11 protein-coding genes and 1 pseudogene are annotated in these 17,122 nt (G+C 54.8%); 9 read left to right on the forward strand and 3 right to left on the reverse strand.

Annotated features, from left to right (window positions below; genetic code table 11):
- Positions 1-234: 234 nt before the first annotated feature.
- Entirely contained in the window at positions 235-747 is a 513-nt protein-coding gene (locus QCE58_RS23270; RefSeq protein ID WP_250521448.1) for a hypothetical protein, read from the reverse strand.
- 47 nt (positions 748-794) lie between these two features.
- The gene (locus QCE58_RS23275) at positions 795-1,397 is read right to left on the reverse strand and encodes a hypothetical protein (protein WP_250521447.1); all 603 of its coding nucleotides are present in this window, start codon (positions 1,395-1,397) and stop codon (positions 795-797) included.
- A 2,554-nt stretch (positions 1,398-3,951) separates the two neighbouring features.
- On the opposite strand from QCE58_RS23275, the gene QCE58_RS23280 reads away from it, so the two are divergent.
- The 5 genes from QCE58_RS23280 to QCE58_RS34150 all read left to right on the forward strand — a co-directional run bounded on the left by QCE58_RS23280 (position 3,952) and on the right by QCE58_RS34150 (position 12,533).
- Positions 3,952-5,574: a hypothetical protein gene (locus QCE58_RS23280; RefSeq protein WP_250521446.1), complete on the forward strand. Its 1,623-nt coding sequence runs from the start codon at positions 3,952-3,954 to the stop codon at positions 5,572-5,574.
- A gap of 354 nt (positions 5,575-5,928) precedes the next feature.
- Positions 5,929-6,555, forward strand: a complete 627-nt coding sequence (locus tag QCE58_RS23285) for a hypothetical protein (protein ID WP_250521445.1) — start codon at positions 5,929-5,931, stop codon at positions 6,553-6,555.
- A gap of 431 nt (positions 6,556-6,986) precedes the next feature.
- Positions 6,987-9,797: a Mu transposase C-terminal domain-containing protein gene (locus QCE58_RS23290; RefSeq protein ID WP_250521444.1), complete on the forward strand. Its 2,811-nt coding sequence runs from the start codon at positions 6,987-6,989 to the stop codon at positions 9,795-9,797.
- A 132-nt stretch (positions 9,798-9,929) separates the two neighbouring features.
- A complete protein-coding gene (locus QCE58_RS23295; protein WP_250521443.1) occupies positions 9,930-11,204 on the forward strand; it encodes a TniB family NTP-binding protein in 1,275 nt (424 codons plus the stop codon).
- An 81-nt stretch (positions 11,205-11,285) separates the two neighbouring features.
- Entirely contained in the window at positions 11,286-12,533 is a 1,248-nt protein-coding gene (locus QCE58_RS34150; protein ID WP_350029384.1) for a TniQ family protein, read from the forward strand.
- 291 nt (positions 12,534-12,824) lie between these two features.
- Here the strand turns inward: QCE58_RS34150 and QCE58_RS23300 are convergent, their stop codons facing one another.
- Positions 12,825-13,313, reverse strand: coding sequence for a DUF6471 domain-containing protein (locus tag QCE58_RS23300; protein ID WP_250521442.1), 489 nt, complete (start codon positions 13,311-13,313; stop codon positions 12,825-12,827).
- Positions 13,314-14,487: 1,174 nt separating this feature from the next.
- On the opposite strand from QCE58_RS23300, the gene QCE58_RS34155 reads away from it, so the two are divergent.
- The 4 genes and pseudogenes from QCE58_RS34155 (at position 14,488) to QCE58_RS23310 (ending at position 16,923) form a co-directional block, all read left to right on the forward strand.
- Complete coding sequence (locus QCE58_RS34155) at positions 14,488-15,264, forward strand: metallophosphoesterase family protein (protein ID WP_350029392.1); 777 nt, start codon at positions 14,488-14,490, stop codon at positions 15,262-15,264.
- Positions 15,261-15,725 (forward strand): annotated as a pseudogene (locus QCE58_RS34160) (TniQ family protein); the annotation flags it as partial. The gene QCE58_RS34155 and the pseudogene QCE58_RS34160, both read left to right, overlap by 4 nt.
- Positions 15,726-16,121: 396 nt before the next feature.
- Entirely contained in the window at positions 16,122-16,622 is a 501-nt protein-coding gene (locus tag QCE58_RS23305) for a hypothetical protein (protein ID WP_250522754.1), read from the forward strand.
- A complete protein-coding gene (locus tag QCE58_RS23310; RefSeq protein ID WP_250522755.1) occupies positions 16,609-16,923 on the forward strand; it encodes a hypothetical protein in 315 nt (104 codons plus the stop codon). Before QCE58_RS23305 ends, QCE58_RS23310 begins: the two co-directional genes overlap by 14 nt.
- The last annotated feature ends 199 nt before the right edge of the window (positions 16,924-17,122 follow it).

Below are 17,122 nucleotides of genomic sequence, written 5' to 3' on the forward strand. Positions count from 1 at the left end.
GGTTGTTTGCCCGGCCCGTTCTTTGCGAAACGGCAGCGAATCCATCTCCGATGTGGCTCTACGCGGGCTCTCGACGCGACTGCGGGCAGGCGGCGCGAAAGCGCTTTCTTATCAGAAGCGCGCAACGAGAATAGGCCGACACAGCAGATCAGGGCTATCAACGCAGCCGCTGACCACTAGTAAACGTGCGCAGGAGAAGGGGAAGAATGAGGAAGGGTTCGGACGCGGTTGTGTTCATACCTCCGCCAACAGCTCTTCTACGTGCAAGTTGTGATTCGCTTTCCATTCTGAGCACATCGCGTTGAAAGCACTAATACCATCAGCAAGTTCGGGTGGGTAGCGATCGATGTAGCGTCCGAGAGAATCAGTACATGCATATACTGCTGGAGTGCCATCGGCATCATCCGACCAAATCGGCCACGATGTACCTTGCGTGAAAGCTTTATGTTCCAGCAGCTCGGTATAGATGTGTCGGCACGCCGTCACGTGGTACTCCGGCCGTGGAATGGTTGTTTCCAGTGAACTGAGTTCACGGCCGACCCACGCCGGGTCCTGCCGCTTTTCCAAGGAGATGTGCAAACATCGCGAAGACGGAGCTTCGATGATAAGTCGCAGCGCGCCTTGGAACGCAAATGAAAGCCGGAACGGATGTCGCAGGAAATACCAAACGAGGTGATCTCCCGGCGCCTCGCGCAAAGGCGTCGGCAATGGTCGCGCGCTTGAATTGAATTTAAAACGACTTTTCATACGGCCTCTTTGGAAAACGGTTGAGAATTGACAGGGGAACGGCCGGTTCAGTGCATGACTACCTCGAAAGCTGCGTCGAGTGCGTCATCGCTCAGCATCGGCACAAGCTCGCGTACCTCGGCTAGCTTTGTCACGGGGCAGACGAAAAAACGAGCCAACTGAACTGGCATGTCCGGACGTCGAGCGTTCAGCTTGCCGGCGAGCTCTGCGCCATGCTCTTCGGTGATCCCTTCGACCATCACGCCAATAGGTATGGGCTGATTGTCGGCAAAACTATGAATCGGAAGGTGTTCCAACGCATAACGAGGAAACATTGAGCCGAGCGTCGTGCGAGCGAGAGAGATGCACTGACACCAATATGCAATTCTGCTATTCAGGTGTGGTATGGCATTGGCGACGGGGGCTCGCGAAGCACAAGATGCGGAGACCGAGAAAAAAGCGTGGGCCGCCGATAGCACGCAGATGCCGGCTCTATGTGCGCCAGATCGCCTTGCAGCCTCGAAACGATGCGCCAGAAGACTAGTCTCCACTGATTGAAACGGCTGCGCGGACTGAAGCAGAGGGGTATCGACGCCCTCCGCGTAAAGGTGAATCAGTGGGGTGGGCGTAGGCGCGGTGGGCGTAAGTCCTTCTTCTGCTTCTTCTGCCATTCTAGTTCCTTGAGTCCGTCCGTGCTTGGCCTTTGCGGCACGTATATGCGATCCAATCTGACCGAGCCTCGTAGCGACCTTTTCGTCGGTCGGGAGGCCCTTTTGGTTCGAGAGCACAATCCGTGGGTTCCACGGTCGTGGGAACAATGGGTTTTTACTCGTGCGGAACTTTGCGAGGAATGACCTCGAGTGGCCTTCTTCGTTTTCGACTTCGTAAGCGGGTGTCGCAAGACTTTCTCCTTCGTTGCTGTAGACAATCTTCTTTTCGGTCCAAGAATGATGGGTGTTGCATTCTTGACGGTCGGCCTCTCCGGACAGAGGGCCGCTGAAATCAAAACCAAACAGTTCTAGGACGTCCCTGCCCGCAACATAAATGTGCCGCTCCTTTATCAACTGGAGGGCTGTCGAAACCTGAGTAGGGAAGCCGCTGCGTTTCGACCGTGCGCAGTCCCAAAGTAGGGGCGCTGGTAGGTGTTGAAACATCTGTGGAACGGTCGCCGCTGACCCGTAGTCGCCTGTAGCAGTGAAGATGTGGATCCGCTCTCGGGTAACCTTTCGAAGCTCGGACTCGTCAAACGGTCCAGTGATGTGGCCAATCTTTGGCACGGTCTGGCCGAGCCACAACTCCATTACCTCCTGCATCGACGAGTCGTCAAGTTCATTCGATGTAGGCCGATCATCGAGCTCAGGCGACTTGAGAGGCCCACCTGTCGATTGCGGCGCTGTTACTGACTCCACAGTCGATCTCCTTTCATCAACATGGCACGCGGTTCTCGCTCACTAACACGGGGCTCTGAGTGCCAGCGCACCATGACCGAAGGCGAACGCTGCGGCGTCGCATTCCGCTTGACGAGCAAATTGGGTGTCGCGGCGGCGAGTGCGTCGAAATCTTTAGAAGCCGCAACGGATGAGTCGGAGTCGCATGACTTCGCTTCGAAATCGAATTCCTGCTGCTCCCAGCCGACATACCTATCTGTGTCGAGAGGGCTCGAAGGATCAACGACTGCGACAACGCGCGAAGGGAGACAATCTTTCTCGTTCTTAGGCGGAAAAATGTAAGCGTTATTCATGTTCTGCTTGTACTCCGTGACGGGGGTAGAACGACGTATCAGCCTCAAAAGGACAAATGTGAAGTAGTTAGTCATACGAAATACTACCCGCAGAAGAAACGTCAATTTGATTCAGAACGGCGTTATGTAGCGGGGTAAGCCTACATTTGGAGCAGGGCTTCGGCTGCACCGCGCCTAGCGTGCGATACTCGATTTCTGCCCACACTCCGTTCTGCGCGAAGATCGTTCTACTGCCTATCTCACAAGGGGCAGCGCAGAGGATCTCGAGTGTGTACAGATGAACCTGCTCACTGTCCTCCACCGACTCGCCTTGTTCATTGGTTGTCATCCAGTGACGTGTGTGTCGGCACGACACTAGCACGCGGTTTGGACATCCTCGCGGTATCGGAGCAAGCGGAGCCGCTCTGCGGATGGAACTAATGCGTTTAGTCATAAGAAATTTTCCTCATGTGCTGCGCCAACAGTGTCGATTCACCTCACCCCAGCGTAGGCGAAATTTCGGGAAAGGGTAAGCGAAGATGATACGTATATGTGGAGACGTCGGCCATTTGAGCGCAACGTAGTGCGTCGATCGAAGAAAATTCGATCATTTCACGAGGGTATACCTTAAGAGAACTTTCGCCGGCTGGTGTCCTACTCTGAGTTCAGAGCAGTCGTATAGGTCCCCTGAAACATAGAGCTAACTGACTGACTGGGCGCTGAATCGCGGTTGGCATCGCCGAAGTGTTATGGGGTACGAAACTGTGCACCTGAAGATGGCCACGCGTTTTACTGATGACCTTCTTGGCGGCAAATGTTCGAATGTGGAAGGGCGGACGCGGAGGGGGCTCTCAAGTTGGTCAGCGACTACCACGCCTTTACGACTCAGGTACATTTCCGAACCCCTGCAATGAGCAGTTCAAAGGATTCAGACAGCGAGACCGAACTTGGGGAGCGACCGGGCCTGTAGTGGGAAGTCGCAGCACCTCGGGATGCATCGCCAGTCCCTCATACGTCAACACGACGGAGCCAATGAAAATGAATATTGTGGAAAAAGATCTTCGATTGATAGATAAGCAATCCTTTCTAATAACGCTGTGTTCCGGCATGCGTTTTTTCCTTGGATTGTCTGGAAATGTTGACTTGGTCCGTCACTACGCTTCCTCCGGGCAACTTGAGGACCGTCAGATCGTGAGGCAATTCCACGAGCATCTCGAGCGAACGCGCGATCTTCGCCGGGATCGGAGGCACGTTCGCGATGATGAGGTCCTCTTCGTTCAGGTAGATGACGACACAAGCGCGGGCTTCGACTGCTCAAAGCGGGCACGCGCGAAATCGTTCCGAACTGAGCATTTGATAAGTCACTGAATCCACTTACTACGGTTGCAGCTTTGCGTTGAGAGATGATGCGCAAGACTCGGGCGCAGGCTGTGATCGACGTTTCCCCCAATCCTTCGGTCGCTCGACTAGCGATCAAGAGAAGCTAAACACACGCGAGGTAGTTCATGAAAAACCACGAGATGCCTACTCAAGCCTTCAGGGTCGGTTCCGCCCCAGACGCTGGAGTCGCGGCACTGCTGGAGCCGCAAGAAATGTTATCCGGACAGGTCGCCCCGATATTGCAGCAGCAGGAGGGCAGCCACGACACTCACACGTCCTACGACCAAATGCATACGAACTTGCGCGACCCAACCGGCGCGCTTTCTCTGCGAGGAAAAATGATGCGGGCGTTCCATCACCTCTTCGGGCGGCGTAAAACATCATCCCCGACAGCCGTGACGGCCGATGCTACTACCGCTCGGGAACTAGGCGAATCACTCGTGGCTCAGTTGAGCCTGGAAACGCCGGTCTGGCCTCACGGGCCAAGCAAAGGGTTGCCTATCCACGAGAAAGCTCTGAGCCAGTTGCGTCGAGTCGTACGAGAGGCAGAGTCAAGGGATCAGGACCCCGTCGATGCTCTTCTCGATGCTGGTTCGAACAGTGAAAAACAAGAGGCTCCGGAATCCCTGATCAACGCGTTATGCGGCACGTTCGAGAAGACAACTGCACAGGCTGAAGAGTTTGAGCTTGGTGCAGGGGGCGTTGTTTCAACCATGGCTGATTCGGGAACTACCAGCGCCACCCGAGCCCACGCGGCGAAAGACGCTCTAAAGAAACATCAAGGGTCGCCTTCACGGGCTACAGGTCATCGACTTTGGGTCAATCCGGATTGGCAATACTCGCCCGATATCCCTCCTCGAATGCATTGGATCGAGAATCCCGCCGAATCTGTTGTCATTTACGTTCTGCATTGTCACTGGTTTGGAGCGAATTCAAGGCCTGCTGCACTTGTTGTGATCCGAAGCAGTCAGACGGCCGAGTTGCGCCATTGCTATTTCACAAACGACTACAGCAAACTCACATATACACACGCCAGGCGGCGTTATCTGAGAGATGTCGGTTGGGAACCGGACTCGTACATCCTTGATTGCGAGGAGTTGCCTTCGACGAGCGATTTCGACCCCTGGTTGCCGGAGTCGACCGGAAAGCGCGTGCGGAATTCGAATGATGAACATCTGCGCGCGTTTATCGAGAGACACCTCAGCATCGCTCGCAAGCGAACCGTAGGCCAGGCCAACGCATATTTGCCAACGCTAATTTACCTGTACAACAAGGTAACGAACAAAGGTGAGCGGCCGTTGCATAATGAGCGCCCGCTCAAGGGAGGCGACAAGAGCATCGGAGAGCAGATACTTGACACCGAAAGCCGCCAGTTGACGCGGAAGGCACAGCCAGATGCCAGTAAGAACGTTGGGCTCGAACGGATTGACGAAATCCAGGTTTGGAGACCCGCTCGTCCGAAAAGAAATGAAAAGTCGATTCAGCCTTCCGGCTGGAGTACACGGACCGTTCGCGACGGGCGCACGTTTGTTTATAACCGTGTCACATACAGAATCGACGCGCAAAAAGGTGAGCCGCCGGCCGTTGGGCAACAGATACTCGTATGGGAGGACGAAGGTGGGAGCATCGGCATCGGACCGCAGCCTGACCTGACAGCGACCCGTGTTGGTGCTGTACTACCGGCCAAGCAATCGCATCTCGCGGATCGCAGGGCGCCGGACGCAGGACCGTATTCTCACCTTAACTAGGCTAATTCCGATTCGTGCTGGCTTTGCGAGTCGTCGAAGATGCGACTTCTCACCACGAACTTCGAACGTCTCCGCATTGGACGACCTTTAACGACTATGTAGAGGATGGCTATGGACGCTCATAATCAGAGTTCTGTTTCGCGACAGCGCGCTGCCTTTGCAGGCGGGCACGCGCAGCAGAACGCGGCAAGCACTCAGAGGCCCATCGACGAGATACTCGTCAGGGCTGGAGTCTCCCCACTAGGGCGCGAGTGGATTCGGAATCTACGCCAAGAGCGCGCAATTGAGTCATCGAGGGAAAAGGAGGGGTTCCCATTTCAGGCGCCCGTGGATCAGGTCTCAGAGATCCAGCGAATGCTGCAGTTCGAAAAGTCTTTCTCGCACGTGTGTTTGGGTATCGGGCGGCTGCTGAGCTCTAACATCCTCGAGCTGTACCGAAATGTCAAAATCGACGGAGTGGTGCTAGCCGACGGCGTCGGAAGAAACGCCATAACGGTTAGGCGTCCGGTCGACGCGCTTGTGATCGAGGCGAACCGTGTTTATTTTCTTGAGTTCGTCCATTCTTGGGAATTGGAGCGTAGCCCTCTGTTCGAGTGGGTCGATGGCCTCTGGCGTTCACAGCGAATCGATACAGCGGCGGCGCGTCTTGGGATCGACTACCGGCTCATCGCGTGGGATGAAGTCGCAGAAGAAGAGATGCGCGCCAAAACGCGCTTTCCCGGAATCTCCGGTGAGACGAATGAGGTCGAGGCGAGGCCAAGCTTGTTCGATTCGGTCGCCATTGAGGCGATAGTCAAGCGCCGTCGAATCGTCGACTGGGAGGACCTGCGACGAGACGGCTATACGGACCAGGCGATTGAGCACGCAATCCTGCTTGGCTTGATCTATTACCCCCGACATGATCCGGCATTCGTGTTTTTCGAGGGTGACGCCAAGAGTTTGTATTCTGACCGCTCCACTTATCTCAAATCGCTGTCTTAATTTGTTAGCCGCATTTCAATACCGCAATCAGAGCGCCGTCGAGTGAGGCTCTTCGGCTCTCCGAACGTCGACTTTCCCTGCCCTGCTGGCAGAGCTTGTTGCCGGACCGTTATTCTTGAGGAGAAAAGCGATGGTTGTATCAGGAACCCGGCATCGAAGGGCTCTGGGCCCCAAATTTTACTAATTAGAGTTCCAACATTTGATTCACAAACTTCTTCATGGAGATGTTCCGATGAGTAACAAGGACTGCGCTATCACTCAGACTCTCAGATGGTCGCCTCGCGAGCGCTTTTGCAACGACGTGTCCCGACGGGCGCGGCCGGATTGTCCAGCGGCGTACGAACCATACTCCTGATATCGGACGACCTAACCCTGACACTGGATCGCTAGTACGGTTTGTCGCCGCATCGCAAATTTTGGAGGACCACGCGATGGGCGGAGCAGAAATCCAAGCGAATCATCAGGCAGTCGATGATCACGCAATCATTGAACGCATTCAAACTGGAGGGGACTTAACAGAAGAACAGCTGCAAAGCATTTTGCGGGTCGCTGGGGTGTTGCCTCTGGGTCAGGCGCTGATCAGGGAAATCCGTCGAAGACCTCCTGATACTGCGCCGATGTCGGATCCGTTGATACGCAACACGACAGGACGATACCCGAGCCTGACTATGCGCCGCTCAATGCAGTTCGGCTCCGTATTTCCAGAGCTATGTGCGCTATTCATGGCCGACAGTCGGTTGCTCAATCCCAACATTGTCGAGTTCTGGAATCGGATCCGGCTGCGTGGAGTTGAGACATTCGATGCCAGTGGCAGGCGGTGCGGCCCGGTATCACGACCGATGCACGCACTTGTTATCGAGAGGAAGGAAGTTTATTTCCTTGAGGTTCGGCGAGATTCCGAGCTGGAGAAGAGCAGCCTCTTCAAGCTTCAGGAGGACGGCACATGGGTCTCGCCAAGCACGGAAGCTGCGGCCGCCCGATACGGTATTGGATATAAGTTGGTGCCGGAATCGAGGCTTGGCGTCCACCTGCAAGGCAATCTTTCCGTTCTGTCCAGTTGCTACCTCCCGGATTATCGCAAACCCGACGAAGAGGAAATTCGACGTGTTGTGCAAGCCGTGCGGGAGCGGGGAGTAGTCCGAAGGAAAGACCTCGTTGCTGAAGGTAACGGCGGAGAGTCAATCAAATACGCCGTAGCGCATGGTGCTGTGTACTTCGCCTTGTATGAGAGGGATTTTACGAATACTGAGACGGCGTACCTGTACGCGGATCGGGAGTCGTACATCAGTCATCAGTTGGAGCAGCGGGCTCAAGGTGCTTTGGCTCCGCCGCCTCACAGGCCGCTTCCCGTGGACAGACAGACGTTCACGTGGGATCGGAGGACGTGGATCGTTGTCAACGCAGGCGACTCCAAATACTGGGTCCGAAATGAACAGGGCGTCGCGATCGACCTCAAAATTGAAGAGGTGCGCGATCTTTGTGCACGAAATGAATGGGTGTATGAGGCTGTAGCACCGCCGAAAATCATGCGAATTAGCCAGAAGCGCCGAGCCGAGGCGGTGGCGCTTTTTGAGTTGATCGGAAGACCTATTTCAGAATGGAAATGGCCTTATGGAGCTCATGTCAACGAGCAGATTTCACCGAGCACCATCAGCCGGATTCAGCGAGATGTGAGAACAGCCGAACTTGAAGGGCGTTCAGTAATCGACGCGTTGGTCCGAAACTATGACAACTGCGGGTGCAGGTTTGACCGAGTCGAAGAAGGTGAGCACCCGGTATGGCTTGAGTGTTTGCGCGACGACTATTTACACAACATCGCGCCGACATTTGCGTCAGTCAAGCGCATATACGACGCCCGCTGCCAAGCAGCGGGAGTAACGCCGGTAAGCGATGAGACGATACGAAGGCGGCTTAAGCGACTCGACAAAGCGATAATCGTTCAGGAGCAAGACGGAAGGTTCCAAGCCTACTCCTACGGCTCGTTTGTTCCACGCGATAAAATAAATCGCTTGGTCAAAGGTCGAATCCCTTGGGAAGTCGCGCATATCGATCATAGCCCCCTTCCCGTAACCTTGATTTGCTCTGTCACGGGGCGGGTGCAGACGCGTAGGGCTTGGCGAAGCGTGATGCGCGACGCTGCGACGTTCCGCGTAATCGCGCATGTGATTCACTATGGCGTACCGAGCTATGAGACGCTATATCGACTGTTGTTGGAGGCGGTTCGACGACATCAGGGGAGGATGCCGCAGTACATTGTGTGTGATCGCGCGCTTGAGTTTCAGGCGAAGCAGTTTTCCGCAACCATCGCGCGCTATTACATAACAAAGCTCAATCGCCCGGCCCGAACGCCTCGTTCAGGTCAGCCCGTCGAAGCCGGCTTCCGGAAGGATGATGCTGAAACGGTTATGAACATAGCGGGCCATGCAAAACCAGATGTCGACTGGCGTAATTTGCTTGAAGAATTCAGTATTTCGGAGACGGCAACGCATACCCTTACCGAAATTCGTGAGCTCTTTGACAAGAAATATTACGAGATCGAGCCGAGACATAGTTCGTCAAGAACTGGACATGAGTCGATCCTCGATTACGAAGAGCGGATACTTGCGAACGTTGGGCGTTCTCATATTCGAGTCATTCGGGATGATCTGGAGTTCAGGCATCTATGTATGCCAGCAGTTCCAGGTGGGTATCGAAAGGTTCGTCAGGACGGTGGCGTAGAGGCGTGCACTAACGAGTATTTTAGTGCCGAGTTGAAGGATCCTGAGATTAAAGGAACTTTCGTTTTGGTGCGTTACGACCCAGATAACATAGGGCGAGTGGTTGTATGGGCAAAAGAGCACTGGATCGAGTGCCGGTCGAATCACTATGAAGTTCTTTGCCAGTTCTCTCATCTTGAACTCTTGGCCTATCAGGAGTATCTGCGGGGCGAAGGGGAGACGAAATCAGATAAGAGGCACGCGCGCGGTCTGGAACTTGGAAAGTCGTTGCTCGAGATGCGCGAGAAGGCTGAAGGCAGGGTGTCACAGGGTATGGCCTTGGAGAATACAGGCAAGACATACGTGCCAGGCGTCACCTCAAAGGTGGAGTCGGTGCCATCGGATCAGACGCCGACGAAACCCAAGAACAAACCGTTACCGAACCCAGACGGACTGTCGTTGGAGGAGGAGTTGGAGATCGCGGGTAATGAGCCTTGGTCGGAGGAGGACATTCCGACTTTCAAGGCATACGCGGATCGGCGTTGAGTAACGCCGGCCGAGTCGAATCTAATCACGTTGTTAGAGGAGTATCGATATGTCATTGATGTACCAGATATCGTCGCGTGGGGCTCTCCAAATAGCCGAGCCTAAGAAGAAAATATCCTGCATTGATGCACTATGGAAAATGCTATAGCTGAAGAAAATTCAGAAGTGAAGGAGGGTCAAAGCCTTTCGCGTGAGCAAGCTGCACGTATCGCGCACATGCGGGACGAATGGACGTTGGCCTATGACCGATACACCGAGTGGTTCGAACAAGCCTTAGATCACGTGGCGGCGTACGAACCTGGAAAGCTCATACTTCTCATTGCACCGACTCATGTGGGAAAGACCGCGCTGATGCAGCACTGTGATCGTGCGTTGATCGAGATGGCGCGCAGAGACGGATTGCCGGTAGGCGGCAGTGCATATGTTCGGATTCCGTCGCCTCATCGTGGAAATCTGGATGTAGGGGAGTTGATCGATCGGCTCTTGGAAGCACTGGGCCAACCGAGTGAATTACTCGCGCACATCGCTGAGTACGGCGATATCCGCGAAGGCGCACTCAAGCCGTCTCAGATGCCTCGCGTCGGACGCACTCCGACACATCGAGCGCGTATGCGTGCGTTGATAGACCGAATCAACCGGGGCTACTTTTCCGCTGCGTTTCTTGATGAAGCGGGGGAAATTCCTCTGCTACTCAAGTCGGGGAAAGTGCTGGAGGCGGCAATGAGCATTAAGGAGATCGCCGATCTCTCGCGGAAGCCAACGTTTCTTGCTGGAGGGCCGGAGATCGCACCCCTCCTGTGGCAGAGCGCGCAGCTTACCGCGCGAATCCAGCCAATCTGGATGTGTCCGCTCGACCCTTCCAAAAAGAACGACGTGCTGCAGTTCGCCGGTGTATTGGCTACGTTGGCAAAGGAACTGGGACCTGACTATATACGAACGGACGTCTTTAACAAGTCGCGATGTACGTATCTCGCAAGGCAATTATGGGGAACCGTAGGTCTTGGAACGAAAGTCGTTTTTCGCGCGACAGCTGCATCACTCAGAGGCGACGGCAAGCCCTTGGAGTGGCCGTTGTTGAAGGGGTGGACGGATTACATGCACCAGCACCTCTCGGTTCAAATGGTGATTGAACACGCGATGTTCGCAGCTGCGATGGACCCAGACAACCGGGCGGACTATTGGGCTTCCGCGTCGCATATGGCGATCACACCGCAAAACTTTCATAAGAGGGGCGCGAAAACGATCGAAGTGCCCGAAGATCTCGCCAGCTTGGCGAAAGCCGCGACCAATTCGAAGAACCGTAAAAAAGGTTTGACCCCTCGGAACATTGCGGAGCGCCCGCTCTTAAGAAATCTGCCGGGCGAGCCTGGCGCCGATTTGCCTCCCGAGAGCAAGACCGCTCGTTAGCGGTTGTAGCTTGAGTCTCCTCAGGGCGCTGTCTTCTCGTACTCCTGCCCTAGCGAGGCAGGACCCAGGAGGTTCGATGATATGGGTTGGAATGTACTAGAAATTAGGGGTGAGGGAACGTGGGAGGTTGAGTCGCTCAGCAGCCATTTGCATCGGATGGCGGAATCGCATGGCGTTGGAATCGACGCCTTTCTCTGCGGAGTGCTCCAGCGGATTGATGAAAGGAAAGGCGAGCATCCGTACTACCGCAACATGGAGGCTCTGGAGCAAAAACTTGAGGCTTGGCTTCCCCGGCTCGAGTTGCTACATCAGAGCACGAACTGGAGAGCTATGACGTTTGGGGGCTTACGGGCGCTGGTTTCGCTCAATTGCGAGTGTCGTGAATTCAACGCTGTCTGCCCAATATGCCTTGAAGAAGGAGCGGACGAACATGGAGGGGCCTATTGCCCTTTAATTTGGCGGCTGAAGTCCTATCGAATCTGCATAAAGCATCTAGTGAAGATGGTGCGGTTATGCATGAATTGCGGTAGTCGCTACTCGAAGATATTTTATGCGGGTAGCAGAAACGGCTGTTGCAGCCGTTGCCGGAAGTGGATGGGTCGATTGATGGGTGGTGAAAAGATGGAAGGCATGACCCTCAATCACGGTGACCTGCGCCTAAGCGTTTGCACTGCTGAGCTTCTTTCCCTCTGTCAATCGGAAGAGAGTTGGGTGCGCGCGCGGTCACGAGTATCTCAACTAGTACAAGAAGTCGACCCGAGTAGCCTCGATGCAACATCGCTGAGTCAAACGTACGGAGTAGAGGCGGCGCGCACCTCTAAGGAGCCTCAAGTGTGGCGTCCGACTCTGGCAGAGTGGTCTGACATTACAGAGATGGCACGGACGAGCCTACCTCATCTTCTGTTAGATCGGCCGTGTTATCTTGCAGAGGATCATGTTTCTGCGCACGGAAGAAATGAAGTCTTGCAAAGACTTGTGCGCCGTGTAGTACAAAACAAATTCGGCAAGGACGAGCGACTTTCGCCTTTCGGATTTCCGGCTCAACTTGGGTCACCTGCGTTCTCCACGCGCGAAACGCTTCCACTACTTTTCCGAAAAGCCAAATCTGCTGGGTATCGCAGAGCGTATCGCAGAGCGTGGTCTCAGCTGAGGGCGTCGGAGGCGGACGCAGTCCGATCTGCTGTTGCGCACGCAATAGCACCGATCGATGCGAAATGGCGTTCGCTCGGCTTCACAGCCGTATTGGGGAAGCTCCTGGAGCGGGGCGACCTTTTAGCTCCGTTGCCCGGCGTCCACGGAGATTCGAGCAATAAAACGGAGTCGCAATAGACTCGGTGCCGTATTTTCAAATCAACGAGATATTGCGAAGTGCTCCAGTGTGAGTAAGAACTACAAAGAGTGTATAAGGGTAAACGATAGAAACTCTCGCGTGCGCAGTAGCCTTGCCTGTGTCCTCGTTACAACACACGTCCTAGCCCAACTGTCTCCTTTTAAAGGACGTTTCGGACGGTAGAAGAGTCGCCGCGAGCAGGGGCCCTTGTGATACACCGGCCACCTCTAAGGCGGATGCGCCTAACAATAGGCCCTGCAAGAGTCGGTGAGTCGACGCTGCTGCCCCATTCATACCGATTCGTCAGACGTGACGCTGGACTTCTTCGGGCGTCCTCGAGGCTTTGGCTTTTCGGCCGAAGGTTGCTGCAGATCTTGCTTTGCCAATTTCTGCTTCGCGCGAAGCAATCTCTTCTCAACGGCCTGTCCTATAGCTTGACGGGCTTTCAAGTTAAGTTCGGCCTCCCGCATCGCTCCAGCTTTCGGCCTGTTGTTTGTTACAACCAGTCCCTTCTCGACCAAGTCTGTGGGCGTGGGTATATCAAACTCGGCTCGAGCAACATCCATCACCGCTAAACACTGAATTAAGAATGTAAGTGAGAATTTTCCCCGTTTGATTTTCGTTGAAAGTGACCGAACCGACTCAAACGCGCCGATTTGCTGGAGGAGGTACGAGAGCTCCGTGACACTGACATTTTTCTTCGCCATTTCGACGCGAAGGATGCTCCGGGAGATCTCGTCGGCACTTACAAAATCTCTGCGAACAATCTCGATGGTCATGGCCTTGTAATATCTACAAAAAATTTACCGTTGAAAGTCAATCTATCAAAGATCAGCAGAAGAGCTACCAGTTTTGCACCCGTATTTACTCCCTGACGACGGTCGAATAGACGCCTAATCCGCTATGTACGGTGCCAAAGTGGTCGTATGTGTAATACTTACAATGCGATCAACGTTCCCGCATTTCCTTATCAATAGGGCCTCTCGAGGGTTCTTGAGAGAAGCCCATTTTGATAAAAGCCCCTCGAAAAAGTGGCTTGAGACTCAAGCTTATAAAAAATTTACAAATTTTGGTTTGGTGTGACCCTAGATAATTCGGGTGAATTCAAAAAAAGGTGTACCCACATTAATGAGACTATTTTCAAATATAGACCACAGATTTGAAAACAGACAGGGGAATTGATAACGTTCATCGTGAGCCTTGGCAAGTGATAAAAACCCGTGATCTCCCGGAGTGCGAAGGTGCAACTAGCGTCCGAATCGGGGTGCTTGCGACCTGCCGGAACACCAGGTTGCTACCCGATTCAGGAAAGTACCTGCAAGTGGTCATAAGTAGTACAGCGAATGAAAAGTCAATGCTGCATGGCTATGTCGGTCCATACTCCCAGACTCGTCCCGGGCAGCTGACTGCCCGCGAGCAGTTCGTTTCGAAGCATTTGCAAATTGCTGTCGCCACCCACTCGCTGCCCGGCTGATCTCCGTTGAAAAATGCTGCAACGAACAGCTTGTGTCCCATTAGAAATTAACTAAGAGAGTATCGCTCTGCAAATCGTCTTGCCAGATGTGCGACCGACGCCGCCACGATTTTCGCTACGCTTTAGCAACGAAATGAAAACGGCTCGTTGCTAAACCAGCTGCTCACTGTCCTTAACGTAACCGTTGAAGTGCACGATGGTTCCGGACAGAACCTCGCAACAAATCCCTGGATATCAACGACAATTGTAAAGGTGGAGGGTTCGCTGGTGAGGGGCACTGGCCACGCCTTCATATCAACGTAATCCGCGTGATCGAGCCGAACCCTTTCGCGAGTAGTCACTGACTTCGGGATACCGATGCCGTGCCGTGTACTTCAGAATGGTCCCGGGGTGACGTATTTTATAGTGCAGTTTACCCTGATTTTTGCTGACGTAAAATATAGTACAGTTCACTGACGTAAAACGTAGTACATAGAAGCGTGCAGACTGCGAATCATTGGGAGAGAAAATTGCGCCTCCATATAGCATCGGATCTGCATCTGCATGAGATTCCAGCGACGGAGACGGACGATCGTCTTGTCCCAGTGGAGGCGGATGTTCTAGTGCTAGCGGGAGATGTGGACTATTTGGAGAAGCTGCCGGTTCGCTTTGAACGGTGGCCGTACGACGTACTGTACGTGAGAGGTAACCACGACCTCTATTTTCGCCCGTACGAGCGCTCGATTTCGAACGCGCTGTCCCGGACGACCTCAGGCCGTTTGCGGTTTCTCGAGCGTCACGTAGCTTCTTACGATGGAGTCCGGGTCGTAGGGTGCTGTCTCTGGACAGATTTCGAACTCGTCGATTTTTTGGACGACGTACTCCTGCTGAACGCCGCGCACGGCGCCGACTATCGCTGCTTACGTCGTTCGGACGGGCGATTGCTGAGCCCAAGTTGTGTCAGAGCCGAGCATCTGACATCTGTTCGGTGGCTCGAGAAGACGCTGCACGAACCCTTCGACGGGAAAACGATCGTGGTCTCGCACCACGCTCCTCACCGAAGGTCGCTTGATCCGTCATACGGATTGAATTGGACGAGCGCTGCCTTCGCTAGCGACCTTACTCGGCTTCTTCGTCGCGCTAAGGTCTGGATACACGGGCACACGCACGCGACTCGAGATTACAAGATCGAGGGCTGCCGAGTCCTTTGCAATGCTGCTGGCTCGAAATGCCGCCCGAATCGGTCCTTCATACCCGACCTTGTGATCGACATATGACAACGGATTCCGGAGAAAGCACATCCTTGCCGCTCGTACCACAGCCCGCGATAGGTGGGGTCGGATCGGGACGGATTGAGCAGATCTCGAGCTTCGCGGTTCGTTACGCGGAAGCTCAACACGTTCCATTTCTCAGTCTGTATCGATTTGCCATCTTCCCGCAGCTTGGACAGGCGAGCCCTCAGTCGGGGCGAATCCTCCTTCCGACTGGCGTTGTAATCGAGGGGCTTAGTTCGTCCGCGTCAGAGTGGACGGCCGCCCTGACTAAGATGAGCCGCATACCAGGGCTTCGGTTTTGTTCAATGCTTCCGTTTCACGGCGCGATTGCCGCACGCGGACTGGTGACACCAGCGCGTCGCTGGTGCCCGCCGTGCCTGGAGCAAATGGCTGATACCCCCGAGCAACTGGTCTACGAGCCTCTTGTTTGGCGAGTGAATGAGTCCCCCGTGTGCCTTGAGCATACCTGCCGGCTCGCGGACTGCTGTCCTTCATGCGGGCGCGGGGAGCAAAGCGCTCTGAGTGCGAATGCGCGGGTCGGCTGTTGCCGCCATTGCGGTACATGGCTCGGACGCGCATCGGACGGGTCGGTCGACTCAACCATCTCGGAGTTTGATCGCTTCTGCTCCTATGCGTCCGAGGAGTTGATACGCCTTGCGCAGGAACTTCAGCCAGGCGAGGAGATACTCGCTTCGCCTGTAGCAGTACGGGGGATCCGGGACGTGTTCTTCTCAGGGAACGGTAGTGCGATGGCTCGTCGCATCGGCGTTCTTCCGGGGATGCTAAACGCGTACGCGATTGGTGAGCTCCCCACTCCTTTGCACGTATACCTTCGCAGCGCCTTTGTCACAGGTGCCACGATGCGACAGATTTTCGTAACGCAGGACTTCGCCGTGCCAGGCGAGCCTCATCCTGACGCCGAATTCGGGTTGCGGCGGGCCAAGTCCCGTGCCAAATACGAGCAGGAGCGCGTCGATGAGCGGCTACGCGAGGCCATCGCGGGTGACGGAGAAATGTCGGTGGCGCAGATTGCGTTCAGTCTCAATCTGGAGCCCGTTACCGTCTGGCGACGAAGTAACGCTCTAGCAAAGAGAGCAGCTCAGAAGCACGCTCAATTCGTGGCGCGCCGTTCGGCTGAAGGTAAGGCTGGGTTCGTTAGCCGTGCAAGAGCACTGGCTTCGCAGTACAAGGCAGCTGGCGTGACGCCGACGTCGGCGGATTTCAAGCGTGATCTGGGCGATCCGGGCTGCGGAATCAATCCGTGGAAGCGGTCCGTAATCGACGACATCCTCGCAGAGGTCTTCGACTGGCGGTACATGTATCAATCCCCCGCGAAAGGAGAGGAAGATGGCAACGCGTAAGGCGAAAGCGAGCGCCAGTGTCAATGGCGTCGTCGTTTCGGTCGCGGTAGCGGCTTCGCTACTCGGAAGGCCTGTGTCCGATGTTCAGTCAATGCTTCGAAAGCGAGTTTTCACGCCGGCGAAGCACGGGAAAGCGTCAGACGGCGTGTTTCTGCAGGAACTCATCACACTGAGGCACGACTACTGGACGTCGCTCACGGACCTTGCGGTGCACTTTATTCGTGCGGTCGAATCCGAATCGCTTGAGTTAGCCCTCCGCGAGGCTGGCCTATTGATAGTTGCTCCTGAAGTGGCTGACTAGGCTGACAAAGGAAGCGCCTGACTCAACCAATAACAGTCCAGCAACGAGGGAAAGCGATCTCGCCGTATATCGAACGATGCCAGCGGCGCGCTCCTAGTTCGACAGCCTGCGCTTCTTGCAGGTCATGACGGGACAAGGATGACGGAGGCGGCCTGTTTGGCGCCTGTCCGATAGATGCTCAATGCCAGTTCTCGCGCTC

It is taken from the genome of Caballeronia sp. LZ028 (genome assembly GCF_031451415.1).
Taxonomy (GTDB): Bacteria; Pseudomonadota; Gammaproteobacteria; order Burkholderiales; family Burkholderiaceae; genus Caballeronia; species Caballeronia zhejiangensis.

Bases quoted from the DNA above. Each gene is read 5' to 3' on its own strand.
- QCE58_RS23270 (WP_250521448.1), bottom strand. From the start codon at position 747: ATGAAAAGTCGTTTTAAATTCAATTCAAGCGCGCGACCATTGCCGACG.
- QCE58_RS23275 (WP_250521447.1), bottom strand. From the start codon at position 1,397: ATGGCAGAAGAAGCAGAAGAAGGACTTACGCCCACCGCGCCTACGCCC.
- QCE58_RS23280 (WP_250521446.1), top strand. From the start codon at position 3,952: ATGAAAAACCACGAGATGCCTACTCAAGCCTTCAGGGTCGGTTCCGCC.
- QCE58_RS23285 (WP_250521445.1), top strand. From the start codon at position 5,929: ATGCTGCAGTTCGAAAAGTCTTTCTCGCACGTGTGTTTGGGTATCGGG.
- QCE58_RS23290 (WP_250521444.1), top strand. From the start codon at position 6,987: ATGGGCGGAGCAGAAATCCAAGCGAATCATCAGGCAGTCGATGATCAC.
- QCE58_RS23295 (WP_250521443.1), top strand. From the start codon at position 9,930: ATGGAAAATGCTATAGCTGAAGAAAATTCAGAAGTGAAGGAGGGTCAA.
- QCE58_RS34150 (WP_350029384.1), top strand. From the start codon at position 11,286: ATGGGTTGGAATGTACTAGAAATTAGGGGTGAGGGAACGTGGGAGGTT.
- QCE58_RS23300 (WP_250521442.1), bottom strand. From the start codon at position 13,313: ATGACCATCGAGATTGTTCGCAGAGATTTTGTAAGTGCCGACGAGATC.
- QCE58_RS23305 (WP_250522754.1), top strand. From the start codon at position 16,122: ATGCGACAGATTTTCGTAACGCAGGACTTCGCCGTGCCAGGCGAGCCT.
- QCE58_RS23310 (WP_250522755.1), top strand. From the start codon at position 16,609: ATGGCAACGCGTAAGGCGAAAGCGAGCGCCAGTGTCAATGGCGTCGTC.